We start from the raw sequence: 17,633 nt of genomic DNA, 5'->3' as shown, positions 1-17,633 counted from the left end.
TTGCACAATTTAATGAAACTTATAATGCATACCTATTCGACGTTACCGTCGTGACGGTTCCAGTGAAGCGAATAATGAGGTCAGGTAGCGCAATAATAGCGTCGGTATAACTCAAAATTTGCGCGGATTGTAGTATAAGAGGCCTCGGTTGTGCGCTTAATGCGTCATTTTATAAGAATTTTCCTATCTATTTTTATCATGATAAGAACGTGCGGTATGTTTTGCCAGCAGTTTTCCCTAACGGAGGCTATTTTTTGTTGCAAAGCGGTGGGGGGGCGATGGTATCTCTGCGACTAATGAGAGTGGAGTGTTGGCGTTCTTGCGTGTAAGGCGACAAACTTTACCTATCATAATGAATGGATACGCATTTGTGCTGTCTATGTGAGAGCGGCGTAACGCCTTGACTCTGGCGTGGCATCACTCAACGGGGCATGAGACAGTCGAGGCGCGACTTTTCCGTTGGGTTGGCTCGCAGCCAACGGGGAAAGCCGTTCCAGGTAACACAATCAACGAGGATAGAATCAGTATGGCCAAGGTGGACAAGTGGCGAATTCTGGCGGTAAGCCTTTGCCTGACCGCGTTTTCAGGTACTGCACTGGCAGACTCGCTGGATGCTCAGCGGCAACGCTATCAGCAAATCAAGCAGGCTTGGGATAATAACCAAATGGACGTGGTGGCACAGTTGATGCCAACGCTGCGTGACTATCCGCTTTATCCGTACTTGGAGTATCGCCAACTGACGCAGGATCTCAGTGGTGTGGGCTATTCCCAAGTGAGCGAATTCATTAAGCAGCATCCGACGCTGCCACCTGCCAAGTCGCTTTCTGCCCGCTTTGTGAATGAATTGGCGCGGCGTGAAGCGTGGCGTACGCTGTTAGTGTTTAGCCCTCAGGCACCTAAACCGGTGGCCGCGCGCTGTAATTATTACTATGCAAAATGGGCTACGGGTGAGCAACAGGTGGCCTGGGAGGGGGCGAAAGAGATTTGGTTGACCGGGAAATCGTTGCCGAATGCTTGCGATAAACTGTTTAGCGTTTGGCAGGATGCAGGTAAGCAAACACCCTTTGCCATACTTGAACGCATAAAACTGGCGATGGAAGAGGGCAGTAGCAGCTTGGTGACCTACCTGTCGCGGCAGTTGCCGTCAGAGTATCAAACCATGGGAGAGGCGTTGCTCAGTTTGCAAAACGATCCCGCGACGGTAGAGGCATTTGCGCGGAAGGTGGGCCCGACCGATTTCACGCGTGAGGCGACTCGCCTCGCCTTTGTGCGTTTGGCGCGTCAGGATGCGGAAAACGCCCGCGCGATGATCCCCACCCTCGTTCGTTTGCAAAAGATGAGCGAGAGCGAACAATTGGCGCTCGAAGAAGCGGTCGCTTGGCGTTTTATGGGTGACGACGCCACCCGCGAACAAGCACAGTGGCGCGATCGGGTGATTTTACGCAGCCAGTCACCTTCCTTGTTAGAGCGCCGGGTGCGCATGGCGTTGGGCGCTGGCGACCAGTCCGGTTTAAAAACGTGGTTAGCGCGGTTGCCGGAAGAATCACGCAATAAAGATGAATGGCGCTACTGGCGTGCCAGCGTGATGATCGATGAAGGCCAGCGCAGTGAAGGCGAAGTGATGCTGCGCAGCCTGATGAATGATCGCGGTTTTTATCCGATGATTGCGGCGCAAAAGCTGAATGTCACTTATCCACTCATGATTGCCGTGGCTGCGAAGCCGCGTACGTCGCTGGTCAGTGGTCCAGAGGTGGCGCGAGTACGTGAATTGATGTATTGGAATATGGATAACCTGGCGCGTAGCGAGTGGAGCGCCTTTGTAGCCAGCCGTAGCCACCCGGAACAAGAGGCGCTGGCGCGCTATGCCTTTGATCAGAAATGGGCGAACTTGAGCGTGCAAGCGACCATTGTAGGTAAAATGTGGAATCATCTGGAAGAGCGCTTCCCAATGGCTTGGCCGGAAGAGTTTCGCCTTGCTACCGATGATAAAGGTATTACGCCAAGCTATGCGATGGCGATTGCACGTCAGGAAAGCGCTTGGAACCCAAAAGCGCGCTCACCGGTAGGGGCAGCAGGCTTGATGCAGGTGATGCCAGCCACCGCGCAGCATACGGTGAAAAAGTTTAGCATCCCAGGTTATTCCGATCCGAGCCAACTGTTCGAAGCGCGTACCAATATTACGATTGGCACTTATTATCTGGAGTCGGTGTACCAGCAATTTGGCCGTAACCGTATTCTGGCTTCGGCGGCGTACAACGCCGGCCCGTCACGGGTCAACCGATGGTTGAACAATAGCGCTGGCCGCATCGATGCCGTGGCATTTGTCGAAAGCATCCCGTTCTCGGAAACACGCGGCTACGTGAAAAATGTGTTGGCTTACGATGTGTTTTATCGTCACTTCATGCATCGCCCGGCAAACGTGCTGACCGATGCGGAATGGCAGAGACGTTACTGATTTTAATTTCATTATGGTATGCTGCTGTACTAGTTAAATAGTATGGTGGCTGCCATGACGCAATTATCACTTAACGATCCCGCTCTTTCAGAACAAGGCAATGAAGATTGGCTGCGTTTCGTTACGCTGCTGCAAAATGCTTTCGAGCAGGATTTGCACCCGGCGCTGATGCAACTGTTGTTGACGCCGGATGAGCGTACCGCGTTAGGCACGCGCGTGCGGATTATTCAGGAGTTGATGCGCGGCGAAATGAGCCAGCGCGAGCTAAAAAATGAGCTAGGCGCCGGGATTGCGACCATCACCCGCGGTTCCAATAGTTTAAAGGCTGCGCCGCCGGCATTGAAACAGTGGTTGGAGCAACAGTTGCTGGGCGACGCGAAGTAGCGCAGCGCCCAACGGGTTTACTGATTCAGATTAGGATGAATGTGGCTCTGGTAAATCGCGTTATGGAAGGGAACCAGCGCTAGCATCAATGCCTGGTGATAAACACTGGTTCGACTCAGGCGTCCGTCGGTAAAGAAACCAATTGCGCCGCCTTGGCGTTTGACATTGGCATTGCCGGTAATCATCGCCATTTCACTCCCCAGTTCGCGGCCAGCACGGATCCCCTGTAAAATAGTTTCTGGCAGCATCAGGCTGGCAGAACGTGATTCGCCACGGGTGTGTGGGCTTTCTATGGTCATCCAGGCGAAGGTCATATTGTCTTCGATCCCCGCTTCGACGCCGACCCAAAAGTCGGCTTCCGGCCGGACTTGGCGTGCTTCCATCACGCGCTGACGTGCACCAGTGCGGGTTTCGACATTGCCGATAGGTTGCAGTGAAACGCCGCTGGCGACGTCGAGAGATTCAATGCGGTATTGGTCGGCGCCAAAGGTATCCTCAAAAGCCAATTGAATAGCCTTGATCTTTGCCGGGTTGGTAGTTGCAGCGACAACATGGTACATAACGGGTTGAGCATCCTTAAGCTAAGAGCCTATTCTACACGCTGGGCAGCGGCGCATGCGCTTGACCCCGGAAGATAAACTCAAGTTTCACGCAGTATAATGGAAAAGAAAAATGTTACAGGTATATCTCGTTCGCCACGGCGAAACGGCTTGGAATGCGGCGCGTCGCATTCAGGGGCAATCTGATAGCCCATTAACCGCCACGGGTGAACATCAAGCCCACTTGGTTGCCAAACGCGTGAGCCGCGAAGGCATCACACATGTGATTACCAGTGATTTAGGCCGCACTCGCCGCACCGCGCAGATTATCGCAGACGCGTGTGGTTGTGAGGTCATTGTCGATCCGCGCTTGCGCGAGTTGCACATGGGCGTTCTGGAAGAACGCTTAATCGACAGCCTGACGCCGCAAGAAGAGCAGTGGCGTAAACAGATGGTCGATGGCACTGCTGACGGTCGTATCCCTCAAGGCGAATCCATGATCGAGCTGGCTGAACGGATGCGCAGTGCGCTGGAAAGCTGCCGGATGTTACCTGAGGGCAGTAAACCGTTGATTGTCAGCCACGGGATTGCGTTAGGGTGTTTGATCAGCACCGTATTGGGGCTCCCCCCTTACGCCGAACGCCGCTTGCGTTTGCGCAACTGTTCACTATCGCGTGTCGATTACCAGCAGAGTCCGTGGTTGGCCTCTGGCTGGATTGTCGAAACCGCGGGCGATGTGACGCATCTCGACATGCCCGCGTTGGACGAATTACAGCGTTAACGGCGAATCGGGATCAGGTATTCGCAGTTGATCTCGGTAGGTGGCTGCACCGGGCGGCGGCTGCCTTTCGGGTAGAACCTTTCGACATCGTGGCCTTTGCGCCGCGTCAGATTGAGCGCGGGTAAACAGGTGCCGTACAGTGTCAAGATGAAATCCTGTAGGCCGGTGCCCGGCCCTTCGTAGCGGAACAGGGCGTACTCACCGCCTTGCAGTACGATAGGTTGGCCTTCCGATACCTTTTCCGGCACGTGGCGTTGATCGACCGCCGTGGTATAAAGCACTTCTTGCTCGTCGTCCTTTTCCTGGCTTGGACGCGAGTGGTGCAACCCGTACAGTACGGGGGGCAGCGTATCGGCGTCGCCTAAATACTGACGCCAGAATTGCAGGCGAAACTCGCTACGGAAATTGGAAATCTGTTCCAGTGTGCAAGAATAGCTTTGCGTCAACCCTATCAGGTGCTGTTCCGGTAAGGTAATGAATTCCGGTTGCGGCAGAGTAAACGCGCCCAGCCGAATTGGCGGACAGATACCAAATGCGTTCCAGTCTTCCGCGCGCCGATATAGCGCTGGCGTTTGTGCAAACTGTTTTTTGAATGCGCGAGTGAACGTTTGCTGCGAGTCAAAGCGGTATTGTAGGGCGATATCCAGAATCGGACGGCTGGTTAAACGCAGTGCGACAGCCGCTTTGGACAATCTCCTTGCCCGGATGTAAGCGCCGATGGCGTTACCGGTAATATCTTTGAACATCCGTTGTAGATGCCATTTTGAGTAGCCCGCTTTTGCCGCCACGTTATCCAGTGACAAAGGTTGGTCCAAATGGCTTTCCAGCCAGCTAAGCAGATCACGAATGATACCGGCTTGATCCATAGATCTTCCTCGTAGAGCTTTTGGGGTCGGGACCCGAACAGTCTTTCATTACGCGGATGCTTATTGCCAACGTGTGAGCGACGTGGCTTTGCGTTGCGTGCCATGGCCTCTTAAGTGCGCAAGCACGGAGGTTGAGCACATCTTCTCAGGCGTAAAGAAATAACGATGCCGCATAATAGCAATTTTTTTCGTTCGAGACTCCCAAAGATTTTTTTCACGCTCTGTGCTAAAAATGGCAGAATACGTTAGGGATATCACTGAATTGTGACCAAAAACATTAACAGTGTTAAGCATCAGATGAGCGAGTACCATGCAGTGTTTATTGGAGTTAAGTAAATGAAAAAAGGATGGTTATTTTTTCTGGGCTTGGTTTGCGCAACGGTAAGCAATGCGCAAGCGGAACAAATTGGTTCGGTAGATACCGTATTTAAATTGTTTGGTCCGGATCATAAAATTGTGGTGGAAGCCTTCGATGATCCCGATGTTAAAAATGTAACGTGTTATATCAGTCGTGCCAAAACGGGCGGTATTAAAGGCGGTTTGGGGCTGGCGGAGGATACCGCCGATGCGGCTATTTCATGCTCACAGGTTGGGCCGATAACGCTGAGCGATAAGGTTAAGAATCGTAAGGACAAAGGGAGCGTGGTGTTCCAAAAACGCACCTCGTTGGTGTTTAAAAAATTGCAGGTCGTACGTTTTTACGATGCCACGCGCAATGCGCTAGTTTATCTAACGTACTCCGATAAAGTGGTCGACGGTTCACCTAAGAACGCGTTGAGCGCTGTGCCGATCATTCCGTGGAATTCGGCGAAATAATGCAAAAGGGTTCAGTAAACTGAACCCTTTTCGCTACCGGTTTGGGAAAGATTTACTCTTCCAGATCGCCGCAGAAACGGTAACCTTCACCGTGGATCGTGGCGATGATTTCCGGCGTATCCGGCGTAGATTCGAAATGTTTACGAATACGGCGGATGGTCACGTCAACGGTGCGGTCATGCGGCTTCAGTTCACGGCCGGTCATTTTCTTCAGCAATTCACCACGGGTTTGGATCTTCCCTGGGTTTTCGCAGAAGTGCAGCATGGCGCGGAATTCACTGCGTGGCAGTTTGTATTGCTCGCCAGCCGGGCCGATCAATGAACGGCTGTTGATGTCCAGCTCCCAACCGTTGAACTTATAGCTTTCAACCAGCTTGCGTTCTTCACCGAGGCTGCCCAGATTCATGGTACGTGACAACAGGTTGCGAGCGCGAATAGTCAACTCACGCGGATTGAACGGCTTAGTGATGTAATCATCGGCGCCGATTTCCAGGCCAAGGATTTTATCAACTTCGTTATCGCGGCCCGTGAGGAACATCAGTGCAACGCTGGCTTGTTCACGCAGTTCGCGTGCCAGCAGCAGGCCATTTTTGCCCGGCAGGTTGATATCCATAATGACCAGATTGATATCATTTTCAGACAGGATTGTGTGCATCTCTGCACCATCATTGGCTTCATGAACAATGTAGCCTTCCGCCTCGAAAATGCTCTTCAGGGTGTTACGAGTGACTAACTCGTCTTCGACAATCAGAATGTGCGGGGTCTGCATATTTGCTACCTAAAATTGCCAACAAAATAGAAAATAGGGAGTACAGAAGTCCTTGTTATGTTAGATGAGGGCAGAGATACTGCTCACGTTCCCTCTTACACATGACTAAAGTACGTAAACTCGTTCTTGATGCACTTTCCATCTCATGTCAACAAGATCGCTAGCTTGGTGGGGATGCTATTCCCTACAACCCCAAAGGTGCCAAAACGGCGCATATCCTAACCCTATTAACAGCAATATAACAGTGCATGCCGAATTCACCACCCAACAAAACTACGGTTTGTTGACATATATCAAATTCAATTGTAGCACGTTAACAGTTTTGTGAAAAACACTTACAGGAATGCCAGTTTAAGTCAAAGAACCGCAAACTCTGTGAACGATTCAGCATTGTTAAGCTTAAAGTATGGCAATTTTTTCAGAATGGAGAATAAGTACCAGTTAACATCTTGATCAATATTGTTTAAAAAATAATTTTTCTAAAAACAAGGGTTATGCTTGGTTTAATCACTTAATGAACCATTTTAACTGGTTTTCATTAAGCCTTCTCTTTTTTGTTGCACATTTGTAAATATAATCAGACGTTGCTGAACAGTCAAAGCATACGTTAGTCGTTATGGAGTACCAATGCAGTTACATATTATTTTAGTGGCACCGGCTCGCCCGGAGAACGTCGGCGCGGCGGCGCGGGCGATGAAAACGATGGGGTTCAGTTCGTTACGTATTGTCGATAGCGAAGCACATTTGCAGCCAGCGGCACGTTGGGTAGCTCATGGTGCAGGAGAGATCCTCGATGCGGTTCAGATATTCCCTACGCTGGAACAGGCGTTGGTCGACGTTGATTTTACCGTTGCCACGACGGCGCGCAGCCGCGCTCGTTTCCATTATTACTGTACGCCGCAGGAGTTGCAGAACCAGCTTGGCGAGCGTCAACAATGGATACAGCAGGCCGCGTTAGTGTTCGGGCGTGAAGATTCCGGTTTGACGAACGAAGAGTTAGCGCTGGCTGATCTGCTAACCGGTGTGCCGATGCAGGCGGATTATCCCTCACTGAATCTCGGCCAGGCAGTCATGGTGTACTGCTACCAGCTTTCCGCTTTAATGAATGTGGCGTCACCACAAGAGCCGTTGGCCGACGGCGGACAATTGCGTGCCTTACGTCAGCGTGCCGATCGTTTATTGCAGAATCTGGATGTGGACGACGATCAAAAATTACGTGATTGGGTACACCAACGGCTAGGTTTGCTGCAACAGCGCGATACCGTGATGTTGCATACTTTGTTGCATGACATTGAAAAAAAACTGACAAAGGGATGATGGTGCTGGGTGGTATTTAGTTAGTGATATACACTGAGATTTCGCAATTTCCCTGTGTTTTTATGCTGTTGTTTTACTTTTTGTCTGTTTTATTAGCTAATGCTATGATTGGATAATAAATAAGCAACGGCAAGAAATAATTTGACTTGAGATCCCGATTGCTTTAACCAATAGAGGGACAGAGATTCTAATGAGACAGACAGAATGCGATTCATCAGCCTGAATACCACAATTATTACCACCACCGATACCACAGGTAACGGGGCGGGCTGACGCGCACAGGAAACAAGAAAAAAAAGCCCGCACCTAACCAGTGCGGGCTTTTTTTTCGGCTTAAATTCGGGAGATAACAGAAATGCGAGTGCTGAAATTTGGTGGAACCTCGGTAGCGAATGCGGAACGTTTTCTGCGCGTGGCCGATATCATGGAAAGTAATGCATGTCAGGGACAGGTAGCCACGGTGTTGTCTGCACCCGCAAAAATTACCAACCATTTGGTGGCGATGATCGAGAAAACCGTGTCCGGTCTTGATATTCAGCCAAATATGAGCGACGCGGAACGAATTTTTGCCGATCTGTTAAGTGGCTTGGCACAGGCGTTGCCGGGTTTTGAACACGATCGCCTGAAGGCGTTTGTCAGCCATGAGTTTGCGCAATTGAAACAGGTACTTCATGGTGTTGCACTGCTTGGGCAGTGCCCGGATAGCGTGAATGCTTCGATCATTTGCCGAGGTGAAAAACTCTCTATCGCCATCATGGAAGGCGTGTTTAAAGCGAAAGGTTTCCCGGTTACGGTGATCAACCCGGTGGAAAAACTGCTGGCGCAGGGGCATTACTTAGAATCCACGGTGGATATTGCCGAGTCTACGTTGCGCATTGCGGCGTCGGGTATTCCGTCCGATCATATCGTGTTGATGGCGGGCTTTACCGCTGGGAATGACAAAGGCGAGCTGGTGGTGTTAGGCCGCAATGGCTCTGATTATTCCGCTGCGGTGTTAGCCGCGTGTTTACGCGCAGATTGCTGTGAAATCTGGACTGATGTTGATGGCGTTTATACCTGCGATCCCCGCACCGTCCCGGATGCCAGATTATTGAAATCCATGTCGTATCAGGAGGCAATGGAGCTTTCTTATTTCGGCGCTAAAGTTTTGCATCCCCGCACCATCATTCCTATCGCCCAGTTCCAAATTCCTTGCCTGATTAAAAACACCTCGAACCCACAAGCGCCGGGGACGTTAATTGGCCGCGAAAGTGTGGATGACGATACGCCGGTAAAAGGGATTACCAACTTGAATAACATGGCGATGATCAACGTGTCTGGCCCCGGCATGAAAGGCATGGTCGGCATGGCGGCGCGGGTGTTTGCCGTGATGTCGCGCGCGGGTATCTCGGTAGTGCTGATTACCCAGTCCTCTTCCGAATACAGCATCAGCTTCTGTGTGCCGCAAACTGAGCTGCAACGAGCGCGTCGCGCATTGGGTGATGAGTTTTACTTAGAACTGAAAGATGGCCTGCTGGAGCCGCTGGACGTGATGGAGAATCTGGCGATTATTTCGGTCGTGGGTGATGGGATGCGTACGCTACGCGGCATCTCCGCACGCTTCTTCTCTGCGCTGGCCAGCGCCAACATCAATATCGTGGCGATTGCGCAAGGGTCTTCCGAACGTTCAATTTCGGTGGTGGTCAACAATGAAGATGCCACTACGGGGGTGCGCGTGTGCCACCAAATGTTGTTTAACACCGATCAGGTGATTGAAGTGTTTGTGATCGGTGTCGGCGGCGTGGGGGGCGCATTGATCGAGCAAATTTACCGCCAACAACCGTGGTTGAAACAAAAGCATATCGATCTGCGCGTGTGTGGCATTGCCAATTCCCGCGCGATGCTGACTAACGTACACGGCATCTCTCTCGATAGTTGGCGTGATGAGCTGGGGGGCGCACAGGAGCCATTCAACCTGGGGCGTTTGATTCGTTTGGTGAAGGAGTACCACCTGTTGAATCCGGTGATCGTCGATTGTACCTCCAGTCAGGCGGTGGCGGAACAATACGTCGACTTCTTGGCCGACGGTTTCCATGTTGTAACGCCGAACAAAAAGGCCAACACGTCGTCGATGCACTATTATCAGCAGTTGCGCAGTGCGGCAGCCGGTTCTCGACGTAAGTTTCTCTATGACACTAACGTGGGGGCGGGGCTGCCGGTAATCGAAAACCTGCAGAATTTGCTGAATGCGGGTGATGAGCTGACGCGTTTTTCTGGCGTTCTTTCCGGTTCGTTATCCTTTATTTTCGGTAAGCTTGATGAAGGGATGTCACTGTCTGAAGCGACATTGCAAGCCAAGGCCAACGGTTACACGGAACCGGACCCGCGTGACGATCTCTCCGGCATGGACGTTGCACGCAAATTGTTGATTTTGGCGCGCGAAGCCGGTTACAAATTAGAGCTGAGTGACATTGAGGTCGAATCGGTGCTGCCGCCAAGTTTTGATGCTGACGGTGACGTTGATAGTTTCCTCGCGCGTTTACCGGCGTTGGATGACGCATTTGGTCGTCGGGTGGCGGACGCCACGAAGCAGGGCAAAGTGCTACGCTATGTTGGTGTCATTGAAGAGGGGCGTTGTCAGGTTCGTATTGATGCGGTTGATGGCAACGATCCATTATATAAAGTAAAAAACGGTGAAAATGCGCTGGCTTTCCACAGCCGTTATTATCAACCCTTGCCGCTGGTGTTGCGCGGCTATGGTGCTGGCAACGATGTGACGGCTGCTGGGGTGTTTGCCGATCTGTTGCGCACGCTGTCATGGAAGTTGGGAGTTTAATATGGTTAAGGTGTATGCACCGGCGTCAATTGGCAACGTCAGCGTCGGCTTTGACGTGCTTGGCGCGGCCGTTTCACCGATCGACGGAACATTGTTAGGCGATTGCGTCAGCGTTGAGGCGGCGGAGTCGTTCAGTTTGGAAAATGCCGGGCGTTTTGTCAGTAAGCTACCGGACGACCCAAAAGACAATATCGTTTATCAATGTTGGCAGCGTTTCTGCCAGGAAATTGGCCGCGATGTGCCGGTGGCGATGCGGTTGGAAAAAAACATGCCGATTGGCTCCGGCTTGGGTTCCAGTGCCTGTTCGGTGGTAGCGGGTCTGATGGCGATGAACGAGTTTTGCGATCGTCCACTCAATGAGATGCAGTTGCTGGCGCTGATGGGGGAATTGGAAGGGCGTATTTCCGGCAGCGTGCATTATGACAACGTTGCACCGTGCTATCTGGGTGGCTTGCAATTAATGCTAGAGGAAGAAGGCTTCATCAGCCAGGAAGTGCCATGCTTTAAAGAGTGGCTATGGGTGATGGCTTACCCGGGGATTAAAGTCTCCACCGCCGAAGCGCGCGCCATTCTGCCCGCACAATATCGTCGTCAGGACTGTATCAGCCACGGGCGTTATCTGGCCGGGTTTATTCATGCCTGCCATACCCAGCAGCCAAGGTTGGCGGCGAAGCTGATGCAGGATGTGATTGCCGAACCGTATCGCACGCGTTTACTGCCAGGCTTTGCCGAAGCGCGTAAAGCAGCGCAGGACATGGGAGCGTTAGCGTGCGGTATTTCAGGTTCTGGGCCGACGCTATTTGCCGTGTGTGATAACGGCGAGACAGCCCAGCGAATGGCCGACTGGCTAAACAATCACTATCTGCAAAACGACGAAGGTTTTGTTCATATTTGCCGTCTGGATACCGCAGGCGCACGACTATTGGGATAACGCATGAAACTGTACAATCTTAAGGATCATAACGAACAGGTCAGCTTTGCGCAGGCGATCAAACAGGGTTTGGGCAAGCAGCAAGGATTATTCTTCCCGCTGGAGCTACCTGAGTTCGAACTGACAGAGATCGATCAACTGCTGGCGGAAGATTTTGTTACCCGCAGTACGCGTATTTTGTCTGCGTTTATCGGGGATGAAATTGGCGAAGAAGCGCTATATAAGCGCGTGAAAGCCGCCTTCGAGTTTCCAGCGCCGGTTGCGCAGGTAGAGAGTGATATTGCTTGCCTTGAACTGTTCCACGGCCCAACGTTGGCGTTCAAGGATTTCGGCGGCCGCTTTATGGCACAAATGCTGGCGGAGGTTGCTGGCGATCAGCCGGTAACTATTCTTACCGCAACTTCCGGTGATACCGGTGCTGCGGTGGCCCATGCCTTTTACGGCCTGAAAAATGTGCGCGTAGTTATTCTGTATCCCCAAGGGAAGATCAGCCCGCTGCAAGAAAAACTGTTTTGTACGCTGGGGGGGAATATTCACACCGTGGCGATTGACGGTGATTTTGACGCTTGTCAGGCGTTGGTCAAACAGGCGTTCGACGATCAAGAATTGAAAGATGCACTGCATCTGAACTCTGCAAACTCGATCAATATCAGCCGCCTGTTGGCGCAGATCTGCTATTACTTCGAAGCGGTTGCTCAACTGCCGCAGGAGGCGCGGAATCAATTGGTGATTTCCGTACCAAGCGGTAACTTTGGCGATCTGACCGCGGGCCTGCTGGCTAAATCGCTCGGCTTGCCGGTTAAGCGTTTTATTGCGGCCACCAACGCCAACGACACCGTACCGCGTTTCTTGGTAAATGGTCAGTGGCAGCCCCATGCTACGGTTGCGACCTTGTCTAACGCCATGGACGTCAGCCAACCAAATAACTGGCCTCGGGTGGAAGAGTTGTTCCGTCGCAAGATTTGGCAGTTAAAAAACTTAGGCTACGGTGCCGTGAGTGATGAGACTACCAAAGACACCATGAAAGCGCTGTTAGCATTGGGCTATGTTTCTGAACCGCATGCGGCGATCGCGTATCGTCTATTGCGTGACCAACTGAAAGAAGGGGAGTTTGGCCTGTTCCTGGGCACCGCGCATCCGGCTAAATTTAAGGAAAGCGTCGAGGAAATTTTAGGCCAAGAATTAGCGCTGCCGAATGCGTTGGCAGTGCGGGCTAACCTGCCATTATTATCGCAGACGCTGGGAGCCGATTGGCCAACGTTACGTCAATATTTAATGGCATTACCGGCCTGATTCCCCAACGGCCGTGATTATCTAAAAAGCGTTGAGCCCGAGATACTCGGGCCTGGTACACCGAAAGACGCTCCGGCGGCAAGACGCTCTTTTCCTACTAACAGTCTTTGTCAGCAGGCTGAAGCCGTCATTTGACGGCTTCAAACCACTGACTACATTGCTGCCCGCTCTTTTCGCCATTTAACATATCTTTAGATGGCGCACTGTTTTTCAGTGGCTTATGACGCCTCTGGGCGCTTGAACACCAGTTCATTGCCTTTGGATGCCGCTTCATCAAAGGCGTAGCCTTCCAAATTAAAATCGGCCAACTGCTCCGTGCTGGTTAACCGATTCTTAATAATAAAACGGCTCATCAAACCGCGTGCTTTTTTGGCGTAGAAGCTGATAACTTTATATTTGCCATTCTTCTCATCCAAAAATACCGGTTTAATCAGATTGGCATTCAGCTTAGCGGTTTTGACCGATTTAAAGTATTCATCGGAAGCCAGGTTAACCACCACGTTGTCGCCTTGCTGCTCCAGTGCGGCATTCAATGTTTGAGTGATTTTCTCGCCCCAGAAACTATACAGATCTTTGCCGTGAGGATTCGCTAACTTAATCCCCATTTCTAAACGATAAGGCATCATTAAATCGAGCGGGCGCAATACGCCGTACAAACCGGAAAGCATGCGTAGATGCTGTTGCGCAAAGTCGAAATCCTGCTCGCTAAAATCTTGCGCTTGGAGACCGGTATACACATCCCCCTTGAAGGCCAGCAGCGCTTGTCGTGCATTTTCAGGGGTGAAGTGTGGCTGCCATTCGCTGAATCGTGCGGCGTTTAACCCGGCGAGTTTATCGCTGATGCTCATCAGGCTGGCGATTTGTACGGGCGTCAATTCACGGCAAATGTCGATAAGCCGTTCTGAGTTATCCAACAGTTCAGGTTGCGTGAAGCGTTGTGTCGCCAGCGGGCTTTCATAATCAAGAGTTTTAGCAGGTGAAATAATAACGAGCATGGACACATCCTGTTTAACAATGTGCGGATACTGTAGCAAAAACCAGAGGGAAAAGGGGCAATCGGTCTGATAGGGCGCACTTTGCATGCGCCCTTGGACGAGTTATTGCGGTTTCTGATTATCCCATACGCCAGGTTCTAACTGGGATTTCAGTTCTGGATAATCATTGGCGTTAAAGGTCGGCAACTTACCTTGTGAACGCTGGAAGTTGTAATCGTATGCTAACTTCAAGGCGACACGTGACAACAGCAAAATGGCCGTCAGGTTGGTAATTGCCATCAATGCCATCGCGGTATCTGCCATTTTCCACACCATTGGCAATTCTGCCAGTGCGCCAAACATCACCATGCCTAACGCGATGCAGCGGAATATCGTTAGGCGCGCGGGATGATTGTGCTCAAGGAAGATTAAATTGTTCTCGGCGTAGGCATAGTTGGCAATAATCGAAGTAAAGGCAAAGAAGAAAATGGCAATGGCAACGAACGTCGCCCCCCAGCTACCCACTGCGCTGGCGAGCGCACGCTGAGTCAGCTCGATACCGCTGATGGTGCCGGTTGGGTTATCCAGTGCGCCAGAAGCGAGAATAATCGCTGCGGTGGCGCTACAGATAACGATGGTATCGATGAATACGCCGAGCATTTGCACATAGCCTTGCGAAGCGGGATGCGGCGGATAGGGCGAGGCGGACGCCGCCGCATTCGGTGCCGAACCCATACCGGCTTCGTTGGAGAACAATCCGCGCTGCACGCCGTGGGTCATGGCTTGCGCAACGCCATAGCCTACCACCCCGGCGGCGGCTTCTTGCAGGCCGAATGCGCTTTTGACGATCAGCGACAGAATAGAGGGTAATTGCTCAATGTGTTGCGCAATGACCCAGAAGGCTAACAGCAGATAAGCGGCGGCCATAATCGGCACCACTAATTCTGCGACACGGGCGATAGAACGGATACCACCGAAGATAACAATACCGCTCAACAGCACCAGACCAATACCCACGAATAAGGGATCGAAGCCGAACGCTACAGCGCTGGCTTGGGCAATCGAGTTGGCTTGTACGGCGTTAAACACCAGGCCAAAAGCGATGATCAGGAAAATGGAAAACAAGACGCCCATCCAGCGCATTCCCAGACCTTTTTCCATGTAGTAGGCCGGGCCGCCGCGATAGTTACCTTGATCGTCTTTGGTTTTGTATAACTGAGCCAAGGTACTTTCAATGAATGAGGTGCCCATCCCGATAAACGCAACCATCCACATCCAGAAGATAGCGCCAGGGCCGCCTGCGGTTAAGGCAATGGCGACGCCGGTGAGGTTGCCGGTACCGACGCGTGCCGCCAGTGTGGTACATAAGGCCTGAAAAGAGGAGATGCCAGCGCTGTCGCTTTTGTTGCTGTTCTTAAGCACTGAGAACATATGGCCGAAATGGCGTATCTGAATGAAACGAGTGCGTAGGGTAAAATAAATGCCGGTGCCTAACAGCAAATAAATCAGCACCGAACCCCACAAGATATTGTTAATGAAGTTAATCAGATCCGTCACGGACCCCTCCTTGTTAGCGTCTTAAGCGCACCGCGCCGCGTTCACCCAGGGTGAAAATATATTGATCTAGTTTTACAAGAGCTTAGCCAAAAATCGACCTGCTTCAGCGAATTGAGACTTTTCGCAGATTTTTCTTATGATTGCATGCAATTTCTAAAATTTAACATAATTTTTTTAACCCAACGCACGTAATTGTATTTTTACCCCAGAAGAAAGGGTGAAACATATCAGCGTAATCGGTTGCGAGTCCACGGATAAATCAAGCGGCGTGGAGGCGCGACTTTCCAGCCTTGCGCCGGGCCTTACGCATGTTATTATCAAGCAAGGGCATGGTTGAACGATGCCAAAAGTTCATGCACAAACGATGAGATAATGCCAACATGACCGATAAATTAACTTCCCTACGCCAGCTCACTACGGTGGTTGCGGATACGGGTGATATCGCTGCAATGAAGCTGTATCAACCGCAAGATGCGACGACCAACCCTTCGCTGATACTCAATGCAGCCCAAATTCCTGAATACCGCAAACTGATTGACGACGCTATTGCTTGGGCGCGTGAGCAGAGCAGCGATCGCGAGCAGCAAATTGCCGACGCCGCTGACAAGCTGGCGGTCAACATTGGTTTGGAAATTTTGAAACTGGTTCCGGGGCGTATCTCCACCGAAGTGGACGCGCGTCTGTCTTATGACACCGAAGCGAGCGTGGCCAAAGCCAAGCGTCTGATTAAACTGTATAACGAAGCGGGCATCAGCAACGATCGTATCCTGATCAAACTGGCGTCAACCTGGCAAGGTATCCGTGCTGCGGAGCGTCTGGAGAAAGAAGGCATCAACTGTAACCTGACGCTGCTGTTCTCCTTTGCACAGGCGCGTGCCTGTGCCGAAGCCGGGGTTTACCTGATTTCTCCGTTTGTTGGCCGTATCCTCGATTGGTACAAAGCCAATGGCGATAAGAAAGAGTTCGCGCCGAACGAAGATCCTGGCGTGGTTTCCGTGACTGAAATCTATCAGTACTATAAGCAACATGGCTATGACACCGTGGTGATGGGCGCAAGCTTCCGTAACGTTGGTGAAATTATCGAACTGGCCGGTTGCGATCGTTTGACCATTGCGCCGGCACTGTTGAAAGAGCTGGCAGAAAGCGAAGGCGCATTGGAGCGCAAACTGTCATATACCGGTGAAGTCAAAGCGCGCCCTGCGTCGCTGACTGAACCTGAGTTCTACTGGCAGCATAACCAGGATCCAATGGCGGTTGAAAAACTGACGGACGGTATCCGCAAATTTGCCGTAGACCAAGGCAAGTTGGAAAAAATGATCGCCGATCTGCTATAACGTTGGCAGTTCAGGTGAAAAAGGTGGCTTAGGCCGCCTTTTTTTATGTCTGCTACTCCCGTCACGGAACCGACGCCGTATATACTCTGCGCATAGAAACAGGACGGGAAATACACCCGTCTGACCCCCATTAGGCAGTAGAGGTTAAGCATGGACACATTACGTATTGGTTTGGTTTCAATTTCTGACCGTGCGTCAGGCGGTGTGTATCAAGACAAAGGTATTCCGGCGCTATCAGAATGGCTCAGCGATGCCTTGGCGACGCCGTTTAAACTGGAAACGCGTTTGATCCCGGACGAACAGACAATGATCGAACATACGTTATGTGAACTGGTGGATGAAATGGGATGTCATCTGGTGTTGACCACCGGCGGCACCGGCCCGGCGCGGCGCGATGTGACGCCTGACGCGACGCTAGCCATCGCCGATCGCGTGATGCCGGGGTTCGGCGAGCAAATGCGCCAAATCAGCCTACACTATGTGCCAACGGCAATTCTTTCACGTCAGGTGGGGGTGATCCGTAAGCAGGCGCTGATCATCAACCTGCCGGGCCAGCCGAAATCGATTAAGGAAACGTTGGAAGGGGTAAAGGATGTGCAGGGCGGTGTGGTGGTGCATGGTATTTTCGCCAGCGTACCGTACTGCATTCAATTGCTGGAAGGCCCTTATGTGGAGACGCATGAATCAGTAGTCGCCGCTTTCCGCCCTAAAAATGCGCGCCGCGAAACCACGCAATAAATCCTATCAAGGGCATAGCGTTAACGTTGCTAGCGCTTGAACAAGGAAAGATATCGTGGTGCGC

16 protein-coding genes and 1 other annotated feature are annotated in these 17,633 nt (G+C 51.6%); of the genes, 11 read left to right on the top strand and 5 right to left on the bottom strand.

The genetic code is table 11. The features are described from left to right. The first annotated feature begins 535 nt into the window (after positions 1–535). Both sltY and trpR read left to right on the top strand, forming a co-directional pair. Complete coding sequence (gene sltY, locus ACQKDS_RS00915; RefSeq protein ID WP_399665155.1) at positions 536–2,455, top strand: murein transglycosylase; 1,920 nt, start codon at positions 536–538, stop codon at positions 2,453–2,455. Between the two features lie 54 nt (positions 2,456–2,509). Beyond that, on the top strand, positions 2,510–2,839 hold the full coding sequence (gene trpR, locus ACQKDS_RS00910) for a trp operon repressor (RefSeq protein ID WP_399664663.1): 330 nt from the start codon (positions 2,510–2,512) through the stop codon (positions 2,837–2,839). 17 nt (positions 2,840–2,856) lie between these two features. Here the strand turns inward: trpR and yjjX are convergent, their stop codons facing one another. Then, entirely contained in the window at positions 2,857–3,399 is a 543-nt protein-coding gene (yjjX, locus tag ACQKDS_RS00905) for an inosine/xanthosine triphosphatase (protein WP_399664666.1), read from the bottom strand. Positions 3,400–3,511: 112 nt separating this feature from the next. Between yjjX and gpmB the strand changes: the two genes are divergently transcribed. Continuing rightward, on the top strand, positions 3,512–4,159 hold the full coding sequence (gpmB, locus tag ACQKDS_RS00900; protein WP_399664669.1) for a 2,3-diphosphoglycerate-dependent phosphoglycerate mutase GpmB: 648 nt from the start codon (positions 3,512–3,514) through the stop codon (positions 4,157–4,159). Here the strand turns inward: gpmB and robA are convergent. Next, a complete protein-coding gene (gene robA / locus ACQKDS_RS00895) occupies positions 4,156–5,025 on the bottom strand; it encodes an MDR efflux pump AcrAB transcriptional activator RobA (RefSeq protein ID WP_399664672.1) in 870 nt (289 codons plus the stop codon). The genes gpmB and robA overlap by 4 nt on opposite strands. Positions 5,026–5,361: 336 nt before the next feature. On the opposite strand from robA, the gene creA reads away from it, so the two are divergent. After that, on the top strand, positions 5,362–5,841 hold the full coding sequence (gene creA, locus ACQKDS_RS00890) for a protein CreA (protein ID WP_399664675.1): 480 nt from the start codon (positions 5,362–5,364) through the stop codon (positions 5,839–5,841). A 52-nt stretch (positions 5,842–5,893) separates the two neighbouring features. Here creA and arcA read toward each other — a convergent pair whose 3' ends face one another. After that, entirely contained in the window at positions 5,894–6,610 is a 717-nt protein-coding gene (gene arcA, locus ACQKDS_RS00885) for a two-component system response regulator ArcA (RefSeq protein ID WP_399664677.1), read from the bottom strand. A 627-nt stretch (positions 6,611–7,237) separates the two neighbouring features. Here arcA and ACQKDS_RS00880 point away from each other — a divergent pair. The 5 genes from ACQKDS_RS00880 to thrC all read left to right on the top strand — a co-directional run bounded on the left by ACQKDS_RS00880 (position 7,238) and on the right by thrC (position 12,966). Continuing rightward, positions 7,238–7,927, top strand: coding sequence for a tRNA/rRNA methyltransferase (locus ACQKDS_RS00880; protein ID WP_399664680.1), 690 nt, complete (start codon positions 7,238–7,240; stop codon positions 7,925–7,927). Positions 7,928–8,131: 204 nt separating this feature from the next. Continuing rightward, a complete protein-coding gene (gene thrL / locus ACQKDS_RS00875; protein ID WP_071882886.1) occupies positions 8,132–8,200 on the top strand; it encodes a thr operon leader peptide in 69 nt (22 codons plus the stop codon). After that, positions 8,139–8,257, top strand: a sequence feature (Thr leader region). (Overlaps the previous gene by 62 nt.) 25 nt (positions 8,258–8,282) lie before the next feature. Then, on the top strand, positions 8,283–10,742 hold the full coding sequence (gene thrA / locus ACQKDS_RS00870) for a bifunctional aspartate kinase/homoserine dehydrogenase I (protein ID WP_399664683.1): 2,460 nt from the start codon (positions 8,283–8,285) through the stop codon (positions 10,740–10,742). A 1-nt stretch (position 10,743) separates the two neighbouring features. Next, the gene (thrB, locus tag ACQKDS_RS00865; RefSeq protein ID WP_399664686.1) at positions 10,744–11,673 is read left to right on the top strand and encodes a homoserine kinase; all 930 of its coding nucleotides are present in this window, start codon (positions 10,744–10,746) and stop codon (positions 11,671–11,673) included. Positions 11,674–11,676: 3 nt separating this feature from the next. Next, complete coding sequence (thrC, locus tag ACQKDS_RS00860) at positions 11,677–12,966, top strand: threonine synthase (protein WP_399664689.1); 1,290 nt, start codon at positions 11,677–11,679, stop codon at positions 12,964–12,966. A 218-nt stretch (positions 12,967–13,184) separates the two neighbouring features. Here the strand turns inward: thrC and yaaA are convergent, their stop codons facing one another. Both yaaA and ACQKDS_RS00850 read right to left on the bottom strand, forming a co-directional pair. Further along, positions 13,185–13,961 (bottom strand): peroxide stress protein YaaA, encoded by a 777-nt coding sequence (yaaA, locus tag ACQKDS_RS00855; RefSeq protein ID WP_399664693.1) that lies wholly within the window; start codon positions 13,959–13,961, stop codon positions 13,185–13,187. 102 nt (positions 13,962–14,063) lie between these two features. Further along, entirely contained in the window at positions 14,064–15,497 is a 1,434-nt protein-coding gene (locus ACQKDS_RS00850; RefSeq protein WP_399664696.1) for an alanine/glycine:cation symporter family protein, read from the bottom strand. A gap of 380 nt (positions 15,498–15,877) precedes the next feature. Here ACQKDS_RS00850 and tal point away from each other — a divergent pair, with 380 nt between their 5' ends. Beyond that, positions 15,878–16,831 (top strand): transaldolase, encoded by a 954-nt coding sequence (gene tal / locus ACQKDS_RS00845; protein ID WP_399664699.1) that lies wholly within the window; start codon positions 15,878–15,880, stop codon positions 16,829–16,831. A gap of 150 nt (positions 16,832–16,981) precedes the next feature. Then, entirely contained in the window at positions 16,982–17,569 is a 588-nt protein-coding gene (mog, locus tag ACQKDS_RS00840) for a molybdopterin adenylyltransferase (RefSeq protein ID WP_399664702.1), read from the top strand. The last annotated feature ends 64 nt before the right edge of the window (positions 17,570–17,633 follow it).

This window comes from Serratia sp. NPDC078593 (genome assembly GCF_050268245.1).
Classification (GTDB): domain Bacteria; phylum Pseudomonadota; class Gammaproteobacteria; order Enterobacterales; family Enterobacteriaceae; genus JBNNGK01.
Note: the sequence above shows the minus strand (reverse complement) of the source record. Positions and strands in the feature narration are given on the sequence as shown.